Raw genomic sequence first — 21,919 nt, forward strand, 5'->3', positions numbered from 1 at the left:
CATTGGCGGGACGCCCTGGTCCGTTTCGTGGTGCGCCCGTCCGAAAGGCATCACATTCTGGCGCGTGCCCGCCCCGGCGGGAGGCACGGCGCCGCCCAACGTTCCGTCGACCAGGATGGATTCAGCGTGGAGTCAGGGCAACACACACTGATCGAACTCTTCGAAGGAGTCGCCGCACGCTTCCCGGACCGGGTTGCGGTGACGGCCGACGACCGGGACCTCACCTACCGGGCGCTCGACGACCGCGCCACGGCCCTCGCCCGCCGCCTGCGGGAGAAAGGGACGGGGCCGGGTTCCCGGGTGGGCCTCCTCGCCCCGCGCACCAGCGCGCTCGCGGTCGGTCTGATCGGCATCCTCAAATCCGGTGCCGCCTACGTCCCGGTGGACCCCGGCTCCCCGCAGGAACGAATCTCCTGGACGCTGGAGGACAGCCACCTCACCCGCCTCGTCACCACCCCCGAACTCGCTGCGGAGCTGGGCGAGTTGAAGGGCATCGAGATCGTCCTGGCCGACGACTCAGCCACCGCAGCCGAGCCGGAAGGAACCGGCACCGGCGCACAGCCGGACGGGACCGGCACCGGCACGGAGAGGCCAGGGGCCGCCGTCGGCGCGGAGAGGGAAGGGACCGGCACGGGTGCGGAGGGGGCCGGCGTCGGCGCGGACGACCTGGCCTACGTCATCCACACCTCCGGCTCCACGGGCGTGCCCAAGGGCGTCCAGGTCGAACACCGCCAGGTCGTCCGCCTCTTCGGCGTCACCCGGGACGCGTTCGGCTTCGACGAGCGGGACGTGTGGACGCTGTTCCACTCGGCGGCCTTCGACTTCTCCGTCTGGGAGTTCTGGGGGCCGTTGCTCTTCGGCGGGCGGCTCGTGGTCGTCCCGCAGGAGACCGCCCGTTCCCCGCAGGCCTTCCACGAACTGCTGCGCCGGGAGCGGGTGACGGTCCTCAACCAGACGCCGTCCGCGTTCGCCCGGCTCGCCGAGACCGACGCCAGGGCCGAACTCCCGCTCACCGAACTCCGGTTGGTCATCTTCGGCGGCGAGCGCCTCGAACCCGCCGCCCTGCGCGCCTGGTTCACCCGCCACGGCGACCAACTCCCGCGCCTGGTCAACATGTACGGCATCACCGAGGCCACCGTGCACGCCTCCTACCGGCCGCTCACCACCGCCGACGCCGAGGTGCCCGGCATCAGCCCGATCGGCGCGCCCCTGAGCGACCTCGCCTTCCATGTGCTCGACGACAACGGCCGCCCGGTCCCCGACGGCACCCCGGGCGAGCTGTACCTCTCCGGCGCGGGACTGGCCCGCGGCTACCTCGACCGGCCCGAACTGGACAAGGAACGTTTCCTCGAACTCGCCGACCCCGACGGCACGGTACGGCGCTGCTACCGCACCGGGGACCGGGTCGTCGCCCTCGCCGACGGCGACCACGGCTACCTCGGCCGCACCGACGACCAGCTGAAGATCCGCGGCTACCGGGTCGAACCCGGCGAGGTCGAGGCCGTCCTCCTCGCCGACGGCGCCGTCTCCGCGGCCGTCGCCGTCGCCCACTCCTACGGCGACCACGACGTACGCCTCCTCGCCTATGTCGCCTCCGACCTCACCGGGCGGGACCTCGCACCCCGGCTCGGCGCCCGCGCCGCGACCCTGCTGCCGCCGCACCTGCGCCCCTCCGCGTACCTCGTCCTGCCCGAGCTGCCGCTCACCCTCAACGGCAAGGTCGACCGCGCCCGGCTGCCCGAGCCCACGGCCGACACCGTCCACGCCCCGATCGCCGTCGAGACCGACGGGACCCCTCACCTCACGGACACCGAACGGCGGATCGCGGAGATCTGGCGGACCGTCCTCGACCTCCCCGAGGTCGACACCGAGTCCGACTTCTTCGACCTCGGCGGCACCTCGCTGTCCCTGCTGCGCATGTTCGCCGCGACCAACGACGCCTTCGGCACCGACCTCGACATCACCGTGCTGATCGACGGCGCCACCGTCGCCGCGCTGGCCCGCCACATCGACGCCGCGCTGTGAACCCCGGGCACACCGGTCTGCCGCACACCCCCTCGACCCCGGAGCCACCCATGACCGCACAGCCCGACTTCTCCCTGAGCCCCGACGACCTCGCCGCCTTCCACCGCAACGGCTACGCGGGCCCCTTCACCCTCTACCAGCCCGACGAGATCAAGAAAGGCTGGGGCCGCACCCGCCTCGAACTCCTCGACCGCAGCTCCGCCGTCTACAGCGAGGACGCGGCCGTCTCCGCCGCCACCAACATCTCCAACTACGACCGCCACCTCGACCACCCCTTCCTCGCCGACCACATCACCCGCCCGGAGATCGTGCACCGCGTCGCCTCCGTCCTCGGCCCCGACGTCCTGTGCTGGCGCACCGAGTTCTTCCCCAAGCACCCCGGCGACGAGGGCACCGACTGGCACCAGGCGGACACCTTCGCCAACGCGTCGGGCACCCCGCAGATCCAGTGGCCCGGCGGCTCCGACTTCGGCGGCACCATCACCGTCTGGTGCGCGTTCACCGAGGCCAGCGCCGAGATGGGCTGCCTCCAGTTCATCCCCGGCACGCACCGCACCATGTTCTACGACGAGACCAAGCGCATGCACTACGCGCCGGGCCGCAACACCGCCGTCGACAAGGACGGCGTCCGGCGCGGCTTCTTCGGCTACGACTACCGCGAACTCCAGATCGACCCCGACTGGAAGCCCGACGAGTCCGAGGCCGTCTCCATGGAGATGCGGGCGGGGCAGTTCATCATGTTCTGGTCCACCCTCATGCACGCCTCGCACCCGCACCAGGGCCGCACCCGCGACATGCGCATGGGCTTCGCCTCCCGCTATGTGCCGACCGCCGTCGAGGTCTACCCCGGCACCGAGGCGATCGAGGAGTACGGCGGCCGCGTCAGCCTCGACCGGTACGGCGCGGTCCTGGTCAGCGGCGCCGACAAGCACGGGCACAACCGGATCGCCGACCGCACCACCCGCGACCACCCCTTCACCACCCAGCCCCCGGCCGGCAGGTGATGCCGACGGTGCCCGCGGCCGGTACCCCGGCCGCGCTCGCCGCCGCCCTGCTCGACACGGCCTCCCTCACCCGGATCATGCCGGACCGGGTGCGGGTGGCCCCCGTCGAGCCGCTCCGTTCCGAACAGCGCGCGTCGGCGCAGGAGTTGCTCGACCGGATCGGCGGCGCCCTCGGCCTGCCCGGACCCGAAGTGGTGGGCGACGCCGAGGAGTTGACGGCGGTGGAGCTGGCGGTGAGCAGGCGGCTGGCGCTGCGCGCACCCGGTGCGGTGGCCGACGGGGAGGCGGAGCGCGCGGCCCGGTCGGCCCTGGCCGCGTTCCCCGGGCCCGCCGTGCTGGTGCCCGCCCTGGACGGCACGCCGCTCAGGTGCTGGGCCGCCGGACCCGAGGACGCCCCCGCCGTGATCGTCGTCAGCGCCTGCGGCATGCCCGTCGGCCTCACGGTGACCTGGCTCGCCGCCCTGTCCACCCGCTACCGCGTCCTCACCTGGGAGAGCCGCGGCCTGTTCGCGCCGGACGACGGCACCGGGCTCGGCCCGCCGCCCGACCCGAGCCTCACCGCCCAGAGCGACGACGTCCTCGCCGTCCTCGACGGCTTCGGCATCACCCACGCCCACGCGCTCGGCCTGTGCGGGGGAGCGGTGATCGCCCTCGCGGCCGCCGCCCGCTCCGACCGCGTCACCTCCCTCAGCCTGTGGCACGGCGACTACGAACTCGGCGACGAGGCACCCAAGACGCCCCACCAGCACGACATCGCCGCCCTGCTCGCCCTCGTCGCCCGCGGCCGACCGCAGGCGGCCTCCATGCACCGCCTGATGAGCCGCCCCACCGCCCTGTCGGCGCTCCGCCCCGACCTCGCCCACTACCTCATCCACCCCTACGCCACCCCCGAACTCCTGCACCGCTACGGCCTGTTGAACGGCGCCCTCATGACCGCCGACTGCCGCCAGCTGCTCGACGTCCCGCAGCCGGCCCTTGTCGTCACCAGCGACCAGGACGCCACCGCCCACCCCGCCGGCTCCGCCTTCGTCGCCCGGCACCTGCCCCGCGCCGAGCTGCGCAGGCTGCCCACCGGCGACCACCTCACCGCCTTCGACGCGGGCGGTGAACTCCTCACGCTGGCCCGGCAGTTCCTGGACTCCGTGACCGTCCCCGACCGGAAGGGCACATGAACGACAACTCCCGCACCGAGCACCTGGCCGCCGTGCTCGGCGAACACCCCGCCGTGGCCGAGGCGTTAGTCACCGCCGACCCCGAAGGCCCCGGCGTTCAGGCCCGGTTGGTCGCCGACCCCCGCGCGGCCCGGGTCCTGCACCGCTCCGCCGCCCTCGAAGCGGCCGGCCGACTCGGCCCCCTCACCTGGCACGAACCCGCCGGGGCGCTCCGGGTGGCCGGACTCAACCGCAGCGAGACCGACTTCCTGCACCGTGAACTCTTCACCGACAACGCCTACTTCCGGCACGGCATCGCGCTGCCCCCGCACGCCGTCGTCGTCGACGTCGGCGCCAACATCGGCATGTTCACCCTCCGCGTCGCCCGCCAGAGCCCCGGCGCCCGGATCATCGCCGTCGAACCGGTCGCCGAACTCGCCGACGCCGTCGCCCTCAACGCCGAACTCCACGACGTGGACGCCACCGTGCTGCGCTGCGCGCTGGGCCGCGCCGAGGGCGAGACCGCGTTCACCTTCTACCCCCACAACAGCGTCATGTCGGGCCGGTTCGCGGACCCGGACGAGGATCTCGACGTCCTCAAGGGCTACCTCCTGACCGGCGAGAACGCCTACCAGGGAACGCAGTTGGACCGGATGGCCGCCGACCGGATGACGGCACGCCCCCGCCGGGTCCCGGTGACCACCCTCACCACCGTCGTCCACACCCACCACCTCGACCGCATCGACCTGCTGAAGATCGACGTCGAGAAGGCCGAGGCCGACGTCCTCGACGGCATCGACGACACCGTCTGGCCACGCATCGACCGGATCGTCATGGAGGTCCACGACGTCGAGGGCCGCCTCGCGGACGTCGTCGCCCGGCTGCGCGCCCGGGGCTTTTGGACCACCACCGACCAGGACCCCCGCCTGACCCGCACCCCCTGCCACAACGTCTACGCCCGCCGCCCCGACACCGACACCGCCCCGGTACCGACACCGGTGTCCGACGACGGCCCCACCCTGCGCCGCCTGGAGGAGGAACTCCGCCGGCTCACCGCCCGACGCCTCCCCTCGGCCACCCCGCCCAGCCGGTACACGGTCGTCGCCGCCCTCACCGGCGACCACGACCCCCAGCCGGTGGCACGCCCGACCGACACCTCACCGCGGGTGAGCGTCCTCGCCCGGATCTGGGCGCAGCTCTTCGGCCCCGAAGCCGTCCGCCCGGACGCCGACTTCTTCGACCTCGGCGGCGACTCCCTCACCGCCGTCCGCCTGATGGCGACCCTGGAGAGCGAACTCGGCGAGGACGCCCTCACCCCCGACCTGATCTTCACCGACCCCACCTTCGGCGCACTGGCCGCAGCCGTGGCGGCGAGCGGCGCACCCGAGAGGACAGCGCATCGATGAACGGCACCACGGGCGCGGCACGTTGGTTCCACCGCCCGCTGCCCCGCCCGGCCGCCCGGCTCCGGCTCGTGTGCGTGCCCTACGCCGGGGCCGGGGCCGGGGTGTTCCGGCCGTGGGCCGCGCGGCTGCCCGCCGACGTCGAGCTGATCGCCGTTCGGCTGCCCGGGCGGGAGAACCGGCTGCGGGAACCACCCCTCGCCGACTGGCCGTCGCTGACCGGGGACTTCACCGCCGCACTCGACGCCCACATCCCCTCGCCCTACCTGCTGTTCGGGCACAGCATGGGCGCCATGCTCGCCTACGAGAGCGTCGTCGGCCCGCTCACCCGGCTGCCTGAGCGGGTTCTGCTGTCCGGCTGCCGCGCCCCGCACGTACCCCGCGCGCTGCCCGCCCTGCACGCCCTGCCGCCCGAGGAGTTCCACGCCGAACTCGGCCGCCTCACCGCCACCCCCGCCGACGTCCTCGCCGACCGAGCGCTGATGGCGCTGCTCACCCCCATGCTCCGCGCCGACATCCGCCTCGCCGAGACCTGGACCCACCCGGCACCATCCCAACTCCCGTGCCCGGCAACGGTGTTCAGCGGCACCGAGGACGACGTCGCACCCCCGGACGCGGTCGCCGCCTGGCGCTCCCTCGCCCCGCACGGACACCGCGAACACGCCCTGAACGGCGGCCACTTCTTCCCGTTCACCCGGACCCCGGACCTGCTCGCGCTGCTCGCTGAGGAGACCACCCCGGCCCCGGCCCTGCCCCGAAGGAGCGACCGATCGTGAAGTCCCCCTATTTCGACGACGGTCACGCCGCCTTCCGCACCGAGGTCCGCGCCTTCCTCGCCGCCGAGATCCTGCCGCACGCGGCCCGCTGGGAAGAACAGGACACCGTGCCCGCCGCGACCTGGAAACTCCTCGGCGAACGCGGCTACCTGGGCCTGGCGCACCCACGGGAGTCCGGCGGCGGCGCCCGCGACCTGTTCACCTCCGTCGTCTTCCTGGAGGAACTCGGCCGCACCGGCTGGGGCGGACTGCGCGCCGCCGTCTCCGTCCACGCCTACATGGCCACCGACTACCTCGCCCGCGCGGGCGGCCCCGACCTGCGCCGCGCCCACCTCGCCCCCGCCGTGCGCGGCGAGCAGGTCGCCGCCCTGGCGATCACCGAGCCGGGCGCGGGCTCCGACCTGTCGGCGCTCGCCACCACCGCCGTCCGCGACGGCGACCACTTCGTCGTCGACGGCACCAAGACGATGGTCAGCAACGGCATGACCGCCGACTTCCTCGTCACCGCCGTCCGTACCGGCGCCCCCGCCCGACGCGGCCCGACCGGCCTCTCCCTGCTGGTGATCGACACCCACCTGTCCGGCGTCACCCGCACCCCGTGCCGCACCGTCGGCTGGCGCTCGGCCGGTACCGCCACCGTCACCCTCGACGCGGTCCGCGTCCCCGTGGGCAGTCTCATCGGCCGCCCCGACCACGGCTTCTACTACCTCATGCGCGGACTCCAGTGGGAACGCCTGGTCGCCGCCACCCTCGCCCTCGGCGGCATGGACCACACCCTGGACGACCTGCGCGCCTTCCTGCGCGCACGCCACGTCGCCGGCGACACCCTCGCCCACCGACAGTCCCTCGTGCACCGCGTCGCCGACCTGGCCACCGAACTGTCAGCGGCCCGCCACCTCGTGCACCACACCGCATGGCTGTACGAACACGGCGAACTGCCCGCCCTGGAATGCTCCATGGCCAAACTCCACACCACCGAGCTGGCCTGCCGACTCGCCGACACCGCCCTCCAGTTGCAGGGCGCCCACGGCTACCTGGAGACGTCCGCCGCCGCCCGCGCCCAGCGCGACGCGCGCGCCGCCACCATCGCCGCGGGCCCCAGCGAGGTGATGCGCGACCTCATCGGTCACGCCGTCCTCGGCGGACCCGGGATGATGCGGGAAGGAGGTTCCGATGGGTGATCAGACCGCGTGGTTCTTCGTCGCACTGGCCCTCGTGCTCGGCGTGGCCCGGCTCTGCGGAGCGGGCGCGAGGCGCCTGGGCCAGCCCGAGGTGGTCGGGGAGATCGTCGCCGGCGTCCTGCTCGGCTCGACCCTGCTCTCCCCGAACTGGGGCTGGCGCGACGCCGTCCCCTACGCCGAGGTCCAACCGCTCCTGGGCGCCCTGGCCAACGTCGGCCTCGCCCTGTTCATGTTCGTCATCGGCTACGAGATGGACCCCGCGTTCGTGCGCGGCAGCGGCCGAACGGCCCTGTGGGTGGCCGCCGGTTCGGTCCTGCTGCCGCTGGCCGGCGGCAGCCTCGTCGCCCTGCCGTACGCCGCCGACCACGGCCCCTCGGGCGCCCCCGGCTTCATCCTGTTCGTCGGCGTCGCCCTGTCCGTCACCGCGTTCCCCGTCCTCGCCCGCATCCTCGCCGACCAACGGCTCGACCACACCCCCGTGGGCCGCGTCGCCATGGCCGCCGCCGGCGTCAACGACCTGATCGCCTGGGCCTGCCTCGCCGTCGTCGCCGCCCTCTTCAGCGACGCCGCCGCCTGGCGCATGCTGTTCCTGCCGGTCTACCTCGCGCTGCTGCTCCTGGTCGTCCGCCCCCTCGCCGCCCACCTGCTCCGCAACGGCGGTCAGGGCGCCCCCGGTTCGGCAGGCACCGTCGTCCTCGTCGTCGCCGGGCTGATGGCGTCCTGCGCGGCCACCGAATGGCTCGGCATCCACTTCGTGTTCGGGGCGTTCGCCTTCGGCGCGGTGATGCCACGGGAGGCGGCGGAGGAACGGGTACGGGTGGCGGTGCTTGACGGCCTGGAGAAGTCCGCGACGCCCCTCCTGCTGCCCCTCTACTTCGTCATCGCCGGCACCCGCGTCGACCTCTCCACGTTCCGCGCGGCCCACCTCGGCGGCCTCGCCGCGATGCTGGCGGTCGCCGTCGCGACCAAGGTGATCGGCGCGGGCCTGGGCGCCGTCGCGGCGGGCCTCCCTCGCCCCGAGGTCTTCACCCTGGCGGTCCTGATGAACACCCGAGGCCTCACCGAGGTGGTGATCCTCACGGTGGGCCTCCAACTCCACTTCATAGACGCAGAGTTCTACGCCATCCTGGTGGTCATGGCAGTCCTCACCACAGTAATGACGTCCCCCCTCCTCCCCACCCCCGACGCCCCCACCCCCCAACTCCCCACCCCCCGCCCCCCATCCCCAACCCACCCCACCCAGAAGCACCCATAACCCCGAAACGGGGCCACGACCAGCGGACCCGAGCCTGACAGCCAACGTCCGGGCAACGCCCGGTTTTTAAGGGGCGCGGGGAACTGCGCGACCAGCCACGACGGAGCCGCACCCGACAGACAACCCCCGGCCCCCCGGCCCCCGCCCCCGAGAGGGGGCATCTTCACTTGGCGTCCACGGACCCCTCCCGCAAGCTGGCCCGCAGCAACCCACCCACATGCAACCCCCGCTCCAACTCCAGCACCTCCACCGCAGCCCGCCGAGGGCACCCCGCAGCCACCCCGATCAACCCCCACCTCCCCGGCACGGACGTGATGGCCCGCGCCCACCCGTCACCCCCGCCCCCGGCGGACCCGGCGCCCCCGGCGGACCCAGCCCGGACACGCCGGACGCCGTCCGACAACCGTTCCAGATCCGTCTGGTCAGCAGGCCGCACGACCTTCGTCGCCGCATACACCCCCCGCACCTCACCGAGCCGCCCCCGCGCCTCCGCAAGAAACGCCCGCACATACTCCGCCCCGTTGGACGACAGGTTCAGGTCCTGCATGGCGACCACGGTCCGCTCCCCGAACCGCCCCCCGAGCCGGGCGAGCGCGAAATCCACACCCCCCTTGACGAACCCCAGGTCGCGCCCGAGCTGACGCCCCGCCCGCTCGAACGCCCCGTGCAACCCCGCCACCCCGTCCCGCACGGCACGGAACTGCTCCGGCGCGATGCCGAATCGAGCGCATGTGTCCTCGTCGACATAGACGCTGCCCTCCCACACGCTGCCCCGGGTGATCTGCACGGTGCCGCCCTCGGCAGGCCGCCCCGCCACCACGTGCGCGGACGGCGCGAGGATGAACTCGTAGCCGGGGATGCCATGGCGCAGATAGTGGGTGTGGGCCTCCAGAACGTAGTCCTCCTGCGTCTCCATCGCCTGCCGGGCCAACGCGTCGAGCGCCGCCACGTCCCCCAGCGGCACCCCCATCCGGATGCGGTTGCCGGTCAGTTCCTCGGCGGGCTTGAAGCAGCCCAGTTCGAGACCGTACCGCTCGCGCAGCAACTGGGCCGCGCTGTGCACCCGTTGACGCAACAACGCCTCGTCGGCCCCGCGTCGGGTGATCGAGTACCCGGGAAGCCGCGGCAGCAGCACCCCGAACTCCCGGTGGAACGGCGTCACTTCGGCCTCGGCGTCCAGCACAACGCCCGGGTCGCCGTCGGTCGCGGGAACGCCGATCGCCTCCTCGGGCGTCGGATACAACGTCGTCTTGCGGTTCCAACGCTCCGCGATCTCAGGCCCGTTGGCCTCCACCCGCAACTGCTCAAGGCCCGCCGCCCGCTTCAGCCACAGCAGCAGCACCCGCGCCTCGGAGTCCAGCGCGAACAACCGCACCACCGTCTCCGGCGCCGAACGCAACTGCCGGACCAGACGTTCCAACGGTGCGGCCGGCCGGTCCTGGGGCGCGGCGAGGGCCATCGTCAGCAGGGCGTGGGAGAGGTAGTAGTAGCGCAGCTCGGGCACCTCCACCCCGACCGCCTCGGACCGGGCCACCGCCTGCCGCCACGCCTCGCCCCGGCCCACGACCAGGTCGCCGGGGGCCGCCAGATACACCGACCGGGCCTCCACGTACGCGGAGAAGTCGTCCGGCGACCTGCCCAGGGCCAGGCTGGCCACATCGGCCTCGAAACAGCCCTTGAGGGTGGACGCGGTGCCCAGCACGATGGCCGGTACCGCGCCCTGCGGCGCGCCGAACGGGCGCAGTTCCTTCCCGGCGGCCTCCTCCGCACCGGCCAGGTCCACGCCGAGCAACTGCCGGGAAACCTCCTCCAGTTGGGCGCGCGACAGCAGGGCGGGCCCCATGCAGAGCCCCTTCCACGCCAGCGTCCTGCCACGGTGGACGACGGTCTGTTCCCGATTCTGCTCCTGCATCCACGGCTCCCGGATTCGGTGCGGACAGCGACAGCACGATCACATGCTGTATGTACGCGCAGGATAGCCAGGCCACGGACGCCGACGGGGAAGGCAACGGCGGGTTCACGTCACCGGGAACAACGATCCCCGCCCGCCCGGCAGTTACCGGGGCGAGCGGGGCGTACCGGTGTGCTGTCGCCGTGGCTCCGTGGGCACGGTCAGTCGAACGACGGTCCCCTCGCCGTTGGCGGAGAGCAGCAGGGTGCCGTCCGGGGCGGCGGCCAGACCGGCGAAGGGGCGGGGCGCGCCCGGCATGCCGAGGACGAAGAGGGCCGGGTCCCGGCGGCCGGCGGCGGCCGGGGGCACACCCACGGCGAGGTTCTCCACCGCGACGTTCGCGGCGCCCGTCGTCAGGGATATCGACCGGAGTGCTCGGCCTGCGACATCCACCGTGAACAGCGTGTCGTCGAGCACGGCCAGGCCCTGCGGCGCCCCGAGCCCCTCGGCGACGGTCACCGCCGTACCGTCGTCGATCCGCAGCACGGCACCCCGCGCCTCGTCGCTGACGTAACACCGGCCCTCGGCATCATGGGCGACGTCCACCGGCCGGTCGAGGCCCTCGACCAGCACGGTGACGGTGTCGTCCCGCGCGATGGAGACCACCCGGCCCCCGTCCGCCTCGGCGACGACGAGACAGCCGTCGGCACGGACGTCGATGCCGGTGGGCCGCTCCAGACCGGTCGCCCGCACCCGCGACTCCTCGGTCCTGGGGTCGTACGTCTCGACCTGGCCGTACTGCGACGTGAAGTGCAGGAGACCGTCGGACGCGGTGATGCCGTGGGCGAACGGGCGCAGCCGATGGGTGACGACGGCGTCGTCGGGCGCGGTGTCCGGCGGGCTCGCGATGCGGTAGTGGTCGCCGGTGTACACCGTGCCGCCGAGGTCGACGGTCACCCCGTAGGGGCCGGAGAAGCCGCGCGGCACGACATCGCGGGTGCGCCCGTCGGGGAGCATCTCGGTGATGCCGCCGCTGCCGTAGCTGGAGACGAACATGCGGTTCTCCGCGTCGAACGCCGCGTTGTCGATCCCCGTGATCCCGCTGGTGAGGAGGGTGCGTGAGCCGCTGCCGTGCAGGTCGATCCGGGTGACGAAGCCCTCGATGCCCAGGGACAGGGCGTGCAGCACGCCGCCGCGGTCGAAGCGGACGCCGACCGGGGTCGGCACGTTCTCGACGACCAGTTCGGGCGCGCCGCCGTCGGGGGAGACCCGCCAGATCTGGCCGGTCCACATGTGCGGGTAGTACAGGTGGCCGTCCGGGCCGAGCTGCATGGCGTTGCCGAAGGCGAGGCCCTCGGTCAGCACCACGGGCTCACCGCCGTCCGGGAACAGCTCCAGCACCCGGCCGTTCGTCTTCATCTCGTTGACGAAGAGCCGGTCGCCGACACAGGTGATGCCGTTGGGCGCCTGCACCTGGTCCGAGACCACGCTGTACTCGCCCTCGGGGGTGCGCCGCCAGACCAGGCCGGGGACGAGGTCGGCGACGTACAGGGAGCCGTCCGCGCCGAAGGCGATGTCGTCGGGCGACTGGACGGGCCCGCCCATCGGTACGACGTCGTCGAGGTCCCCGCCGGCGATGTCCAGGGCGCTGATCCGCCCGGCGAGGTACTGGGCGATGTACAGCCGTCCGTCGGGTCCGAAGGTCACGCCGTTCGAACCCCACAGGGGGTTGGGCCGGTTGAGCCTGCTGTCCCGCCACCGGTCGCGGGTGGGCGGGGCGGCGCTGCCGGCGTCGAACCTGCTGACGGTCATCCGTGGTGTCCGTTCGTCCGATGGTGCGGTGCGAGGACGTCGTCCAGTCCGCCGTTGGCGCGCCAGTCCCGCAGCAGGGCGTGGAAGGCGACCGGGCCGTCTCCGTAACTCTCGCTGCGGGCCCGGGGCCTGCCCTCGTTGTTGTAGTAGCCGGGCGTGCACTCGGCCTGGAACGCGTGCAGGTCGGCCGCCTTCTCACGGATGGTCCGCACCCAGGCCTCCTCGGCCTGCGCGCTCGGCTCCACCCGCCGGATTCCGCGCTGGTGGGCGGCGGCGATGACCTCGGCGACATGCTGGGCCCGCTCGTCGAGGGCGTGCACGAAATTCGCGGCGGTCGAGTTCTGGATCGGGGCGAGCTGGAAGAGGTTGGGGAACCCGTGGCTGTAGAAGCCGTGCAGGGTGCGCGGTCCGCCCTTCCAGTGGTCGAGGAGCGCCACGCCGTCCCGGCCGTGGATGGGCAGCCGCCCGGTGAGCACGCCGGAGGCGCCGACCTCGTAACCTGTGGCGAAGACGATGCAGTCGACCTCGTACTCGACGCCGCCGACCACGAGTCCCTGCTCGGTGATCCGCTCGACGCCGTGTGTGTCGGAGGTGTCGACGAGGGTGACGTTGGGCCGATTGAAGGTCTGGAGGTAGAGGTCGCTGAACGCGGGCCGCTTGCACATGAAGCGGTACCAGGGCTTGAGCGCCTCGGCCGTCGCCGGGTCCTCGACGACGGCGGCGACCCGGTCCCGGATCTCGTTCATCTGCTCGAAGTCGGCTATCTCGTAGAGGTGTTCGCGCTCCTCGGGCGGGAGGTCGGCGAAGCCGTTGTTGGGGATGACCTTGCTGTGCAGCCGTGCGGTGCTGGTCCAGCCGTCGGCCACCAGGTCCTCGTCGACCGGGTTGCCGGTGACCAGGTGCAGGAAGTTGTCCATGCGGCGGCGCTGCCAGCCGGGGGTGAGCGACGCCGCCCAGTCGGGGTCGGTGCGCCGCTGGCCGCGCACGCCGACCGAGGACGGGGTGCGCTGGAAGACGTACAACCGCTGGGCGTCGGCGCCGAGATGGGGCACCACCTGGACGCCGGTGGCGCCGGTCCCGATGAGGGCGACGCGCTTGTCGGCGAGCCGGTGGAGATTCCCGTCCGCGTCGCCGCCGGTGTAGGCGTAGTCCCAGCGGCTGGTGTGGAAGGTGTGCCCCCGGAACGTCTCGATGCCGGGGATGCCGGGCAGCTTGGCCTCGGTGAAGGTACCGGTGGAGACGATCACATGCCGGGCCCGGATCAGATCGCCCCGGTCGGTGGCCACCTCCCACTCCGACTCCCGCTCGTCCCAGCGCAGTCCGGTCACCCCGGTCTGGAAGCAGACGTCACGGTAGAGGTCGAAACGGTGGCCGATGGCGCAGGCGTGACGGCGGATCTCGTCGCCCGGCGCGTACTTCCACTCCGGGACGTAGCCGACCTCTTCGAGCAGCGGCAGATAGATGTACGCCTCGATGTCGCAGTGGATGCCCGGGTACCGGTTCCAGTACCAAGTGCCCCCGAAATCACCGCCCTTCTCGATGATCCGGACCGACTCGACGCCGTTCTGACGCAGCCGCGCACCGGCGAGCAGCCCGCCGAAACCGCCGCCGATGATCAGGACCTCGACCCGGTCGGTGAGGGGTTCGCGGGTGAACTCCGGGTCGGCGTGCGGGTCTTCGGCGAAATACCCGAACTCCCCGTCCGGGCGCCGGTATTGGCCCTGCCCCTCGGGCCGGATACGGCGCTCGCGTTCGGCGCGGTACTTCGCGCGCAGGGCGTCGGGGTCGAAGCCGTAAGGCGTGTCGCCCCCGGCGTCCGTGGACAGGGCGACCGGCTCGTCGTGGGGGGAAGTCATGCGGTCTGTCCGTCTCCTCGTGCTGTGTGCCGTGCTCGTCGCCGCGAGGCGGCCGAGGGCCCCGACGGCCGTGGGTGCCCGCGTGGGCGACCGGCACCCGATGCTCCCCGACGACCCACGGCTCGAACAGCCGACCGCCTCCGGCGCTCACGGTACCCGTCACCGCGCTCGACAAAGGAGAACTTTCAGCCATTGCTTTACTTAAGTAATGCTATCGGTCCGGACGATGAGAAGGGAACGGCGAGAAGGGAACGGGGAGCGTGATCTCCGCGTCTGGCCAGTGGGGCGCTCTGGACGGACGAACGCCCCCCTTCCCTACTCATCGCCGACCGGGCCGAAGGCGGAGCCGGACCCCGCACGGAGATCCAGGTACGGCAGAGCGAAAGAGACGGCACATGACCTTGTTCGAGCATCGTTTCGTGGCGACGGGATCGACGGCGGCGCCCGAGGGTGAGACGGGGCGCATGCTCCAGATGATGACGGGCTACTGGGTCACCCAAGTGGTGCGCACGGCAGCCGAGTTGCATGTGGCCGACCATCTGCACGGCGACGGGGCGACGGCGGCGCAGGTCGCCGAGGCGGAGTCGCTTGACCCCGGCTCGACGTTCCGCTTCCTGCGGGCGTGCGCCTCGCTGGGCCTGGCCACCTCACAGGACGGCCGGCACTTCGTCGGCACGCCCCTGCTCGACACCCTGCGCTCCAACACCCCGGGGTCCTTGCGGGACTTGGCGCTGTGGGGCGGGGCCGAGTCGCACTGGCTGCCGTGGGGCCGGCTGGCCGACGCGCTGCGCACCGGCGCCCCCACGGCGCAGGACGCGCTCGGCGCCCCGTTCTTCGACTGGCTCAGCACCAGCCCGGGTGAGGCCGAGGTCTTCACCAACGCCATGACGGCGATGACAGAGGGCCTCGCCCATCAACTCGCCGACGTCATCGACCTCAAGGGCGCCGAGGTCGCCGTCGACGTCGGCGGCGCCGGAGGCAACCTCGTCCAGACCCTCATGCTCCGCCATCCCGAACTGCGGGGCGTCGCCCTCGACCTCCCGCACGTGTCCTCGGAGGCGGACGCCTCGGCGGCGAAACTGGGCGTCGAGGACCGCTTCACCTTCGTCGGCGGCGACTTCTTCACCGAGATACCGCCGGGCGACCTCCACCTGCTGAAGTTCGTCCTGCACGACTGGGACGACGACTCCTGCGTCCGCATCCTGCGCAACTGCCGAGCGGCCCTCCGCCCCGGCGGCCGCGTCCTGGTCATGGAACTCCTCGTCGACCAGGTCGGCGCCCCCGGCCTGGAGCCCCTGATGGACCTCAACATGATGACCCTCTCAACAGGCCGAGAACGAAGCCTGGAAGAGTTCACCTCCCTCTTCACCCAGGCCGGCCTGACCCTCCACACCACCACCCCATCAGCATCACTGGTGTCGGTTCTGGAGGCGGGGGTGGGGGAGGGGGCCTGACCGCTCCGGCCGGTCCGTGCGGGCGAGAACCGTACCGATCTCGCCGCATGGAACAGATCCAGCCGCATTGGGCGGCCACGCGTGCGGATTGGGGCATTCCGTACGCAACGAGGAGCCTGGCCCCCTAACTTCATCGCATGAGCGAACATCGTGCCTCCTCGGTCACCACCCTCAGAGACCTGGTGTCCGACGAAGCGTGGGCGGGGCTGACGCGCTACCCGTCCCGGACCTATGTGTCGAACCGGCTGTTGTTGGAGCAGGGCACCGAGGGGACTCGCGTCCTGGCTCTGATCAGCGGGATGGTCAAGGTGGTCCGCAGGGACCGGGACGGGCGGGAGCGGCTGCTCGCCTTCCGCGGGCCGGGCGAGATCGTCGGCGAGATGGCGCTCCAGCACGGGGGACTGCGACTGGCCGACGTTCTGACGATGAGCAAATGCAAAGTGTCGGAGGTTCTCGCTGAGGACTTTCGCCGCTTCGTGGACAAGCACCGGCTGGCGCACCCCCTTGCCGTACTGGCGTCCAGCCGGCTCCGGGAGCAGACCGAGGTCTACGACGGTGCCGTGCACGAACGCCTGGCCATGGCGTTGCTCCGGCTGGTCGAGGTCTCCGGCGGCGGCCTCGACTTCTCCCTCACCAGGGAAGAACTGGCCCAGCACATCGGGGTGGGCCGTAACTCCGTCGGCAAGGCTCTGACGCAGCTCGGTCCGGCCCGGGTGACGGCAGGGCGCACCCGCATCACCATCACCAGCGTCGACAAGCTGAGAGAGGTCCTGCCCGACCCGACCGGCACGTGACGACACCGTGCTCCACGTCACACTCCATCCGCACTCGCGGAGCGGAACGCCCGCGCACCCCCTGTGAAGCTCAAGCGGCACGGCCAGCCGAACGCACACGTCTCCGCCCGGACCGTCAAGGGCCGGGCGGAGCTTCACAGAGGAGTGATCCATGCCCGAGCACATCGGTGAACTGCCCCAGCAAAGCGTCAGTGCTTACAGCCGCAGCCGTCTGCTCCCCGACTACCGGGGCATCCTGGCCGTGGACGCCAAGGGATTCACGGGGCGTCCCGCCATCGAGCACGAGACCATCAGCCGCGCCGTCCCGGAACTGCTCAGGACGGCCCTGAGCAGGGCGGGACTGGACGAGCTCTGGAACGACCGGAAGTTCCCCGCCTCGACCGGCGACGGCTACATCTTCGGCTTCGCCCCCGCGCTGATGCCCTTCGTGATCCATCCGCTGCTGCTCACCCTCCAGGACGTGCTGACCGACTACAACGTCCTGTCTCTCGGGGCGGCACCGATCAGGCTCCGGGCCAGCCTGCACATCGGTCCGCTGCCGGACACCGGCGACGAGTTCAGCGGCAACGGCACGGCCCGCAACGACACCCACCGCCTGCTCGACTCCGTCCCCGTCAAGGCCGTTCTCGCCTCGCACAAGGAGAACATCACGCACGTGGCGGGCATCCTCTCCGACCGCTGCTACGAGGACGCCGTCGCCGGCGGCTACACCGGCCGGCACCCCGACCACTTCGTGGAAGTGGCCGCGACGGTGGACGGCAGGCCCTTCGCCCAGCGGGCCTGGCTCTACGTGCCCCAGCCGTCCGGGCCGCTGTACGAGGAGACCCGGGCCGACGTCCCCGACAAGGCGCCGGCGCAACAGAACACCCATCAGCCCGAGGTCGACGACCACGCGGACGACGACCGGGAGCAGAGCACGCGCACGCGGATCAGCGCTCCCCACGGCAACCTCAACACGGGCACGGTGCACGGCGGGCAGAGCGTCAGCAACCACAACGTCGCCGGGGACCACGTCCAGGGAAACAAGGCCAACCGCGTACGCGGCTTCCAGGGCGACCAGGTCCGCGGCAACAAGTACCAGGGCCGACCGTGACTGCGGACGGCACAGGGGCCGTGCCCGACGAACCGTCCGACCCCGATCGGACGAAGCCCGAGAACCCGCCCGAGATCCCACCCGAGGACGAGCCGTCGGGCCCGGAACCGAAGCTCGGTGTCTCCGAGCTCTTCGACGCCATGGGCAGAAGCGAGGGCGGCTTCTCGGGGTCCGTCCTCTTCGCCCCCAACGCGAACGTCAACACGGGCTCCGTCTACGGCGGTCAACGTGTGCACAACGCGTCGGCCGAGGGACCCCGGACACAGCGGGAGACCCGGGTCCGCGAGGGGCCGATTCCGCCGACGGAGGTGGCGGCAGCCGCGTTCGGGTTCGCGGAACCCGACTGGTTCCGGGCGGCGTTGGCGAAGCTGAAGCGAGGACCGCTCTTCCTTGCCGGACGTCCGGGATCGGGCCGTCGCACCGTGGCACTCAACCTGCTGCGCGCGCGGGCCGGGGACGACGCCCCGCTCCGGGCGGTGGACAGCGTCACCGAACTGGACCGCTGGAAACCCACCGACACCTCGGCACGCGGCTACCTCGTGGACGGACTGTTCCCGTCCCAGCAGCTCGGGCCCGGCGTCCTCGGCCATGTGCGGTCCCTGCTGAACGACGCCAGGGCGTACATGGTGATCGTCCTGCCCGATGACGCGGCCCTGCTGCGGCGCCTCGAACAAGACCTCCACATCAGTCCCGTGATGTGCGAACCGCCGCCTCCCTCCAGGGTGTTCGGCAGCCGTTTCGAGGCAGTGGTCACGGCACAGCACGAGCGGGAGCGGCTGTTGGCCGCGCTGGACAGCGACGCGCTGGGGCAACTCCTGGTTCCCGAACTGGTGCCGGCCGAAGTGGTCGAGTTGGTGACGGCCATCGTGGCGGCCGACGGCGACGCGGAGGCACTCGGCGGCCTCCAGGCCCGGCTGAGTTACCGGGCCGAGCAGGAAGTACCCGATCTCATCGGGACGTTGCGCGGCGACCCGGACGCCCTGGCGTTCCTGCTGGCGACGTGTGTCTACGAGAGACTGGACCACCGTGTCGTCCGGGAGGAAGCGGACCGGCTGCTGGAGTTGGCCGACGGGCGTCTGACGGCCGTGCTCCAGGCGGAGGGCTCCCAGGGCGGCGACAAGCCAGAACGCCCCAACCCGGACTTCGTCTTCCGGCGCCCCCTGACCGAGGTGCTGCACGCCGTCCGTGCCCGTCGACAGCCCAGCGAGATCCGTACGGCTGGGGCCTACGCACACAGCGTGGAGGCGGTCACCTTCATCCGGCACGGACAAGCCGAAGCCGTTCTCAGACACGTATGGCGCGAGTACGGGCAGTTGGCCGACCTGCTCGTCGAGTGGCTGAACAAGGTGAGCCGCGACGTGGAACTGACCCGACCGGTGGGCCGGGTCATGGGGATGGCGACGAGCTGGGGCGGCGGGCGCCGGGCACTGCGCCACGTCGAGACCCTCGCCGAATCCGACCGCAGCACCAGTCGCCTCATCGCCGCGCACGCCCTCGGTATCGCGGCGGAGGACCCGGTACTGGTCGCGGAGGTACGCCATCGGCTCAGGAACTGGAGCGTGGCGGGCAGCCCCCACCTGAGAACCACGGTGGCCAACGCGTGCGGAACGGAGTTCGGGCTGTCCCGCCCGGATCTCGCCCTGCGTCTGCTCCACACCCTGCTGAGCGGGGCGAGGGCCCGTGACGGGGAGCCCGAGGGGCAGGTCCGGGTTCGTCGTGCGGCGCGGTCGGCGATCCTGACGCTGTTCCACGCCGGTCACGAGAAGAACGTCTTCGACCGGCTTCTCGAATGGCTGGTCGAGGAGCACGCCGACACGGAACAACTGCTCGTGCTGTTCGGCCAGTTGTTGCAGTCCCCCCAGTGGTTCCAGGAGCAGCTCGCCCGGGAGACCGTGGACGGACTGCTCATCGTCGAGGTGATGCGACAGGCGCTGAACACGGACAGCTCCTTCGACCGGACCTGCGCCGCCTTGTTGCGGTGGGCCGACTGGAGCAAGTGGGACGAAATGCTGTTCCGCGCGGTGGAGAACCTGTTCGCCGCCCTGGCCCGTTCCATGCAGTTCGGGGAGTTCCGGCTCTTCGTCGAGATGGACCGGAGAGAAACCGACGGCTGGGCGGGACGGGACATCGCCCGGGCCTCGCTCGACACATGGCGCAACGGCGAGAAGGAGCAGGCGGCATGAGCGACGACACGACCGAGCGTCTCTACGTCCGGACGGACCGAGCACCCTGGCTGGAGATCCTCAGCCACCGCTGGTCCGCCGCACGGGACTGGTCCCTCGTACTGAGGGACATCGCCGGTGACTATTTCCTGCTCGGCCACCGCGGCGATCCGGAGGACACCGGCGCACCCGTGCCGGACTCCGACGAGGCCGCCGCGCCCGGCATGGGCGGCAACTACACCGACGTCTTCCGCGTGGACGTGACCGAGCACGTAGCCACCCGGGCCATCGGCCTGCCCACCGTGTACGGCACGGAATCGGTGGACCTGTGGGTGTCGTGGTGGGTGCACGATCCGGTGCGCGTCGTGCGGACGAGAACCCCACACGGCTGGCACGTGGTCCACTCCCACCTCACCGCGACCCTGCGCGCTCTGGCCGATGCCCAGCCGGAGGCGGGCAGCGGGCTCGGCGCGCCGGAGATCATGCAGCACCTCGGCACACCGCAACGCGTGGCGGAAACGGGCCTGAGCTACCGGGTGTTCGACGTACGTCTGCGGGAGAACGGCGAGGAACTCCTCCTCGGTCAGGAGGAGAGCCAGGGAGTCCGCTACTCGTGGACCCCCAGCCGGCGAGGCGAGTACGAGTTCTGCCTCCAGGCGCTGCACGCGGGGCCGGTCTCCCTGGCGGCGCTCTGGCTGCTCAGACATCCCGACCAGGTCCGCCAGGTCCTGGACTGGGCCGTCGACCACCCCACCCTGCTGAGCCCTCCCGTCACCGACTGGCAGGAGGAATTGGCCGCACTGCTCGGCACCTTGACCGAACAGGAGCGGAAGGAGATCTCCTACCTGCTGCGCGACCGCATCTCCGCACTGGGACGCCCGGTTCCCGGTGCGGCCATGTGAGGACGGCCGCGACATTCGAAAGTCCGACGAGAGGGACGGGCGCGCCGCCTTCGGACGGCACGCCCGTCCCCGCCGACGAACCCGGCGTTCCCCTCACGGCCGTCGAACGCGGCCCGGACGCCAGGCCAAGTCCCCTGCTCCGAACACGGATTGACCAGGAGGAACCGATGTCACTTCCCCCTCGCCCCGGGCTCTTCACCTCGGTCGAGCGGCAGTGCGCCGACCTGAACCCGGCCCCGGAACTACAGATTCCCGACGGAGCGAACGGAGCGGGCGCCCCCATCGCCCTGGATCAGGTCCGTCCAGTGCTGTACGACCGTGACGCGGAGCCCGCCGTGCGCAGCACCCTGTGGCACCAGATCGCGGAGCGCGGGCGCCTCGACTCCGACCGGTCCGACTGGCCGACGGCGGTCGTGTGGCTGGGGCTGCCCGGGCTCCGTCGGCACGCCGTCGACATCACCCGGCGCTTTTGCGCGGAACGGGACGATGTCGAGGCCGAACTCGTCACGTGCTACCTCGAAGCACTGGCCGACGTCACAGCGGACACCCCCGACCCCGGCCGACGGGTACTGCGTTCGGCCGTCTCGCGCGCGTGGGCCCTGTGGCGCAGGACCCGTCCCGAGGCGGCCGTCGCCGACCTGGGAGGTACCGAAGGCCCCGGCACGGACACGGAAGGTCTCTGGCAGACGGACCACGAGCCGCCCGCACGACCGGACGGGATGTCGGCCGGTGCGCGGATCACCGTCCCCGCCCACCGCGCCGAAGGGGTACGGATCGGCGCGCTGGCCCAGGCCTGGGGCCTCTCCGACACCGCCACCCGGTACGCGGGCCGGGGGCGTCAGATCGCGACGATCTCCCTGCGCCGGGTCGGGAAGGACCGATGAACGACCGGGTCGGGACCCCCCTCACCTTCCGGGAGATCTTCGACCTCCCGGTCAGCGTCGACCTGAGAACGGCGGCCAGGGCGTTCGGCATGTGCCTGACCACGGCCTATCGGCTCATCGCCCTCGACGCCTTCCCCTGCGAGACGCGGCGGGTCGGTCATCGCCATCGCGTGCTCACCGTGGACCTGCTCCGCGCCCTGGGCATCGAGGAACGCCCCGTCTTCGCCGACGAGATCGCCGACGGAGTCGCGCTCACCCTCTTCGACTGACCTCCGG

At 71.9% G+C, this 21,919-nt stretch carries 17 protein-coding genes; 14 read left to right on the forward strand and 3 right to left on the reverse strand.

Translation table 11 applies throughout. The annotated features are described in order from the left end of the window. Window positions 1-126: 126 nt before the first annotated feature. From ACIQOU_RS00395 to ACIQOU_RS00425, 7 genes are read left to right on the forward strand one after another with little or no spacing between them, the layout of a single operon-like run. Window positions 127-2,025 (forward strand): amino acid adenylation domain-containing protein, encoded by a 1,899-nt coding sequence (locus ACIQOU_RS00395; protein WP_401532591.1) that lies wholly within the window; start codon window positions 127-129, stop codon window positions 2,023-2,025. A 50-nt stretch (window positions 2,026-2,075) separates the two neighbouring features. Further along, window positions 2,076-3,029 carry a chlorinating enzyme gene (locus ACIQOU_RS00400; protein ID WP_401532593.1) on the forward strand — a complete coding sequence of 318 codons (954 nt, stop codon included), beginning with the start codon at window positions 2,076-2,078 and terminating at the stop codon, window positions 3,027-3,029. Continuing rightward, a complete protein-coding gene (locus tag ACIQOU_RS00405) occupies window positions 3,029-4,201 on the forward strand; it encodes an alpha/beta fold hydrolase (protein ID WP_401532595.1) in 1,173 nt (390 codons plus the stop codon). Before ACIQOU_RS00400 ends, ACIQOU_RS00405 begins: the two co-directional genes overlap by 1 nt. Beyond that, window positions 4,198-5,586: an FkbM family methyltransferase gene (locus tag ACIQOU_RS00410; protein ID WP_401532598.1), complete on the forward strand. Its 1,389-nt coding sequence runs from the start codon at window positions 4,198-4,200 to the stop codon at window positions 5,584-5,586. The genes ACIQOU_RS00405 and ACIQOU_RS00410 overlap by 4 nt, the downstream gene beginning before the upstream one ends. After that, on the forward strand, window positions 5,583-6,359 hold the full coding sequence (locus ACIQOU_RS00415; protein WP_401532599.1) for a thioesterase II family protein: 777 nt from the start codon (window positions 5,583-5,585) through the stop codon (window positions 6,357-6,359). The genes ACIQOU_RS00410 and ACIQOU_RS00415 overlap by 4 nt, the downstream gene beginning before the upstream one ends. Next, entirely contained in the window at window positions 6,356-7,540 is a 1,185-nt protein-coding gene (locus ACIQOU_RS00420; RefSeq protein ID WP_401532601.1) for an acyl-CoA dehydrogenase family protein, read from the forward strand. Before ACIQOU_RS00415 ends, ACIQOU_RS00420 begins: the two co-directional genes overlap by 4 nt. Then, on the forward strand, window positions 7,533-8,795 hold the full coding sequence (locus ACIQOU_RS00425) for a cation:proton antiporter (protein ID WP_401532602.1): 1,263 nt from the start codon (window positions 7,533-7,535) through the stop codon (window positions 8,793-8,795). Before ACIQOU_RS00420 ends, ACIQOU_RS00425 begins: the two co-directional genes overlap by 8 nt. 163 nt (window positions 8,796-8,958) lie before the next feature. Here the strand turns inward: ACIQOU_RS00425 and ACIQOU_RS00430 are convergent, their stop codons facing one another. From ACIQOU_RS00430 to ACIQOU_RS00440, 3 genes are all read right to left on the reverse strand, one after another. After that, entirely contained in the window at window positions 8,959-10,707 is a 1,749-nt protein-coding gene (locus tag ACIQOU_RS00430) for a hypothetical protein (protein ID WP_401532603.1), read from the reverse strand. Between the two features lie 144 nt (window positions 10,708-10,851). Next, window positions 10,852-12,498: a hypothetical protein gene (locus ACIQOU_RS00435; protein ID WP_401532604.1), complete on the reverse strand. Its 1,647-nt coding sequence runs from the start codon at window positions 12,496-12,498 to the stop codon at window positions 10,852-10,854. Next, a complete protein-coding gene (locus tag ACIQOU_RS00440; RefSeq protein WP_401532605.1) occupies window positions 12,495-14,354 on the reverse strand; it encodes a flavin-containing monooxygenase in 1,860 nt (619 codons plus the stop codon). Before ACIQOU_RS00440 ends, ACIQOU_RS00435 begins: the two co-directional genes overlap by 4 nt. A gap of 395 nt (window positions 14,355-14,749) precedes the next feature. Here ACIQOU_RS00440 and ACIQOU_RS00445 point away from each other — a divergent pair, with 395 nt between their 5' ends. The 7 genes from ACIQOU_RS00445 (at window position 14,750) to ACIQOU_RS00475 (ending at window position 21,912) form a co-directional block, all read left to right on the forward strand. Further along, window positions 14,750-15,808, forward strand: a complete 1,059-nt coding sequence (locus tag ACIQOU_RS00445; protein WP_401532606.1) for a methyltransferase — start codon at window positions 14,750-14,752, stop codon at window positions 15,806-15,808. A gap of 137 nt (window positions 15,809-15,945) precedes the next feature. Continuing rightward, window positions 15,946-16,602, forward strand: coding sequence for a Crp/Fnr family transcriptional regulator (locus ACIQOU_RS00450; RefSeq protein WP_401532607.1), 657 nt, complete (start codon window positions 15,946-15,948; stop codon window positions 16,600-16,602). A 151-nt stretch (window positions 16,603-16,753) separates the two neighbouring features. Further along, a complete protein-coding gene (locus ACIQOU_RS00455) occupies window positions 16,754-17,695 on the forward strand; it encodes a hypothetical protein (RefSeq protein WP_401532608.1) in 942 nt (313 codons plus the stop codon). A gap of 20 nt (window positions 17,696-17,715) precedes the next feature. Further along, window positions 17,716-19,878 carry a hypothetical protein gene (locus ACIQOU_RS00460; RefSeq protein WP_401532610.1) on the forward strand — a complete coding sequence of 721 codons (2,163 nt, stop codon included), beginning with the start codon at window positions 17,716-17,718 and terminating at the stop codon, window positions 19,876-19,878. Then, complete coding sequence (locus tag ACIQOU_RS00465) at window positions 19,875-20,759, forward strand: hypothetical protein (RefSeq protein WP_401532612.1); 885 nt, start codon at window positions 19,875-19,877, stop codon at window positions 20,757-20,759. Before ACIQOU_RS00460 ends, ACIQOU_RS00465 begins: the two co-directional genes overlap by 4 nt. Window positions 20,760-20,926: 167 nt before the next feature. Continuing rightward, window positions 20,927-21,643, forward strand: coding sequence for a hypothetical protein (locus ACIQOU_RS00470; protein WP_401532614.1), 717 nt, complete (start codon window positions 20,927-20,929; stop codon window positions 21,641-21,643). Beyond that, window positions 21,640-21,912 (forward strand): DNA-binding protein, encoded by a 273-nt coding sequence (locus ACIQOU_RS00475; RefSeq protein WP_401532615.1) that lies wholly within the window; start codon window positions 21,640-21,642, stop codon window positions 21,910-21,912. The genes ACIQOU_RS00470 and ACIQOU_RS00475 overlap by 4 nt, the downstream gene beginning before the upstream one ends. Window positions 21,913-21,919: the final 7 nt, after the last annotated feature.

Source organism: Streptomyces sp. NPDC091279 (assembly GCF_044757465.1).
In the GTDB taxonomy this organism is placed as follows: domain Bacteria; phylum Actinomycetota; class Actinomycetes; order Streptomycetales; family Streptomycetaceae; genus Streptomyces.

What these genes read in the sequence shown, in the direction of transcription:
- ACIQOU_RS00400 (WP_401532593.1), top strand. Translation starts at nt 2,076, where the DNA reads ATGACCGCACAGCCCGACTTCTCCCTGAGCCCCGACGACCTCGCCGCC.
- ACIQOU_RS00405 (WP_401532595.1), top strand. Translation starts at nt 3,029, where the DNA reads ATGCCGACGGTGCCCGCGGCCGGTACCCCGGCCGCGCTCGCCGCCGCC.
- ACIQOU_RS00410 (WP_401532598.1), top strand. Translation starts at nt 4,198, where the DNA reads ATGAACGACAACTCCCGCACCGAGCACCTGGCCGCCGTGCTCGGCGAA.
- ACIQOU_RS00415 (WP_401532599.1), top strand. Translation starts at nt 5,583, where the DNA reads ATGAACGGCACCACGGGCGCGGCACGTTGGTTCCACCGCCCGCTGCCC.
- ACIQOU_RS00425 (WP_401532602.1), top strand. Translation starts at nt 7,533, where the DNA reads ATGGGTGATCAGACCGCGTGGTTCTTCGTCGCACTGGCCCTCGTGCTC.
- ACIQOU_RS00430 (WP_401532603.1), bottom strand. Translation starts at nt 10,707, where the DNA reads ATGCAGGAGCAGAATCGGGAACAGACCGTCGTCCACCGTGGCAGGACG.
- ACIQOU_RS00435 (WP_401532604.1), bottom strand. Translation starts at nt 12,498, where the DNA reads ATGACCGTCAGCAGGTTCGACGCCGGCAGCGCCGCCCCGCCCACCCGC.
- ACIQOU_RS00440 (WP_401532605.1), bottom strand. Translation starts at nt 14,354, where the DNA reads ATGACTTCCCCCCACGACGAGCCGGTCGCCCTGTCCACGGACGCCGGG.
- ACIQOU_RS00445 (WP_401532606.1), top strand. Translation starts at nt 14,750, where the DNA reads ATGACCTTGTTCGAGCATCGTTTCGTGGCGACGGGATCGACGGCGGCG.
- ACIQOU_RS00450 (WP_401532607.1), top strand. Translation starts at nt 15,946, where the DNA reads ATGAGCGAACATCGTGCCTCCTCGGTCACCACCCTCAGAGACCTGGTG.
- ACIQOU_RS00455 (WP_401532608.1), top strand. Translation starts at nt 16,754, where the DNA reads ATGCCCGAGCACATCGGTGAACTGCCCCAGCAAAGCGTCAGTGCTTAC.
- ACIQOU_RS00465 (WP_401532612.1), top strand. Translation starts at nt 19,875, where the DNA reads ATGAGCGACGACACGACCGAGCGTCTCTACGTCCGGACGGACCGAGCA.
- ACIQOU_RS00470 (WP_401532614.1), top strand. Translation starts at nt 20,927, where the DNA reads ATGTCACTTCCCCCTCGCCCCGGGCTCTTCACCTCGGTCGAGCGGCAG.
- ACIQOU_RS00475 (WP_401532615.1), top strand. Translation starts at nt 21,640, where the DNA reads ATGAACGACCGGGTCGGGACCCCCCTCACCTTCCGGGAGATCTTCGAC.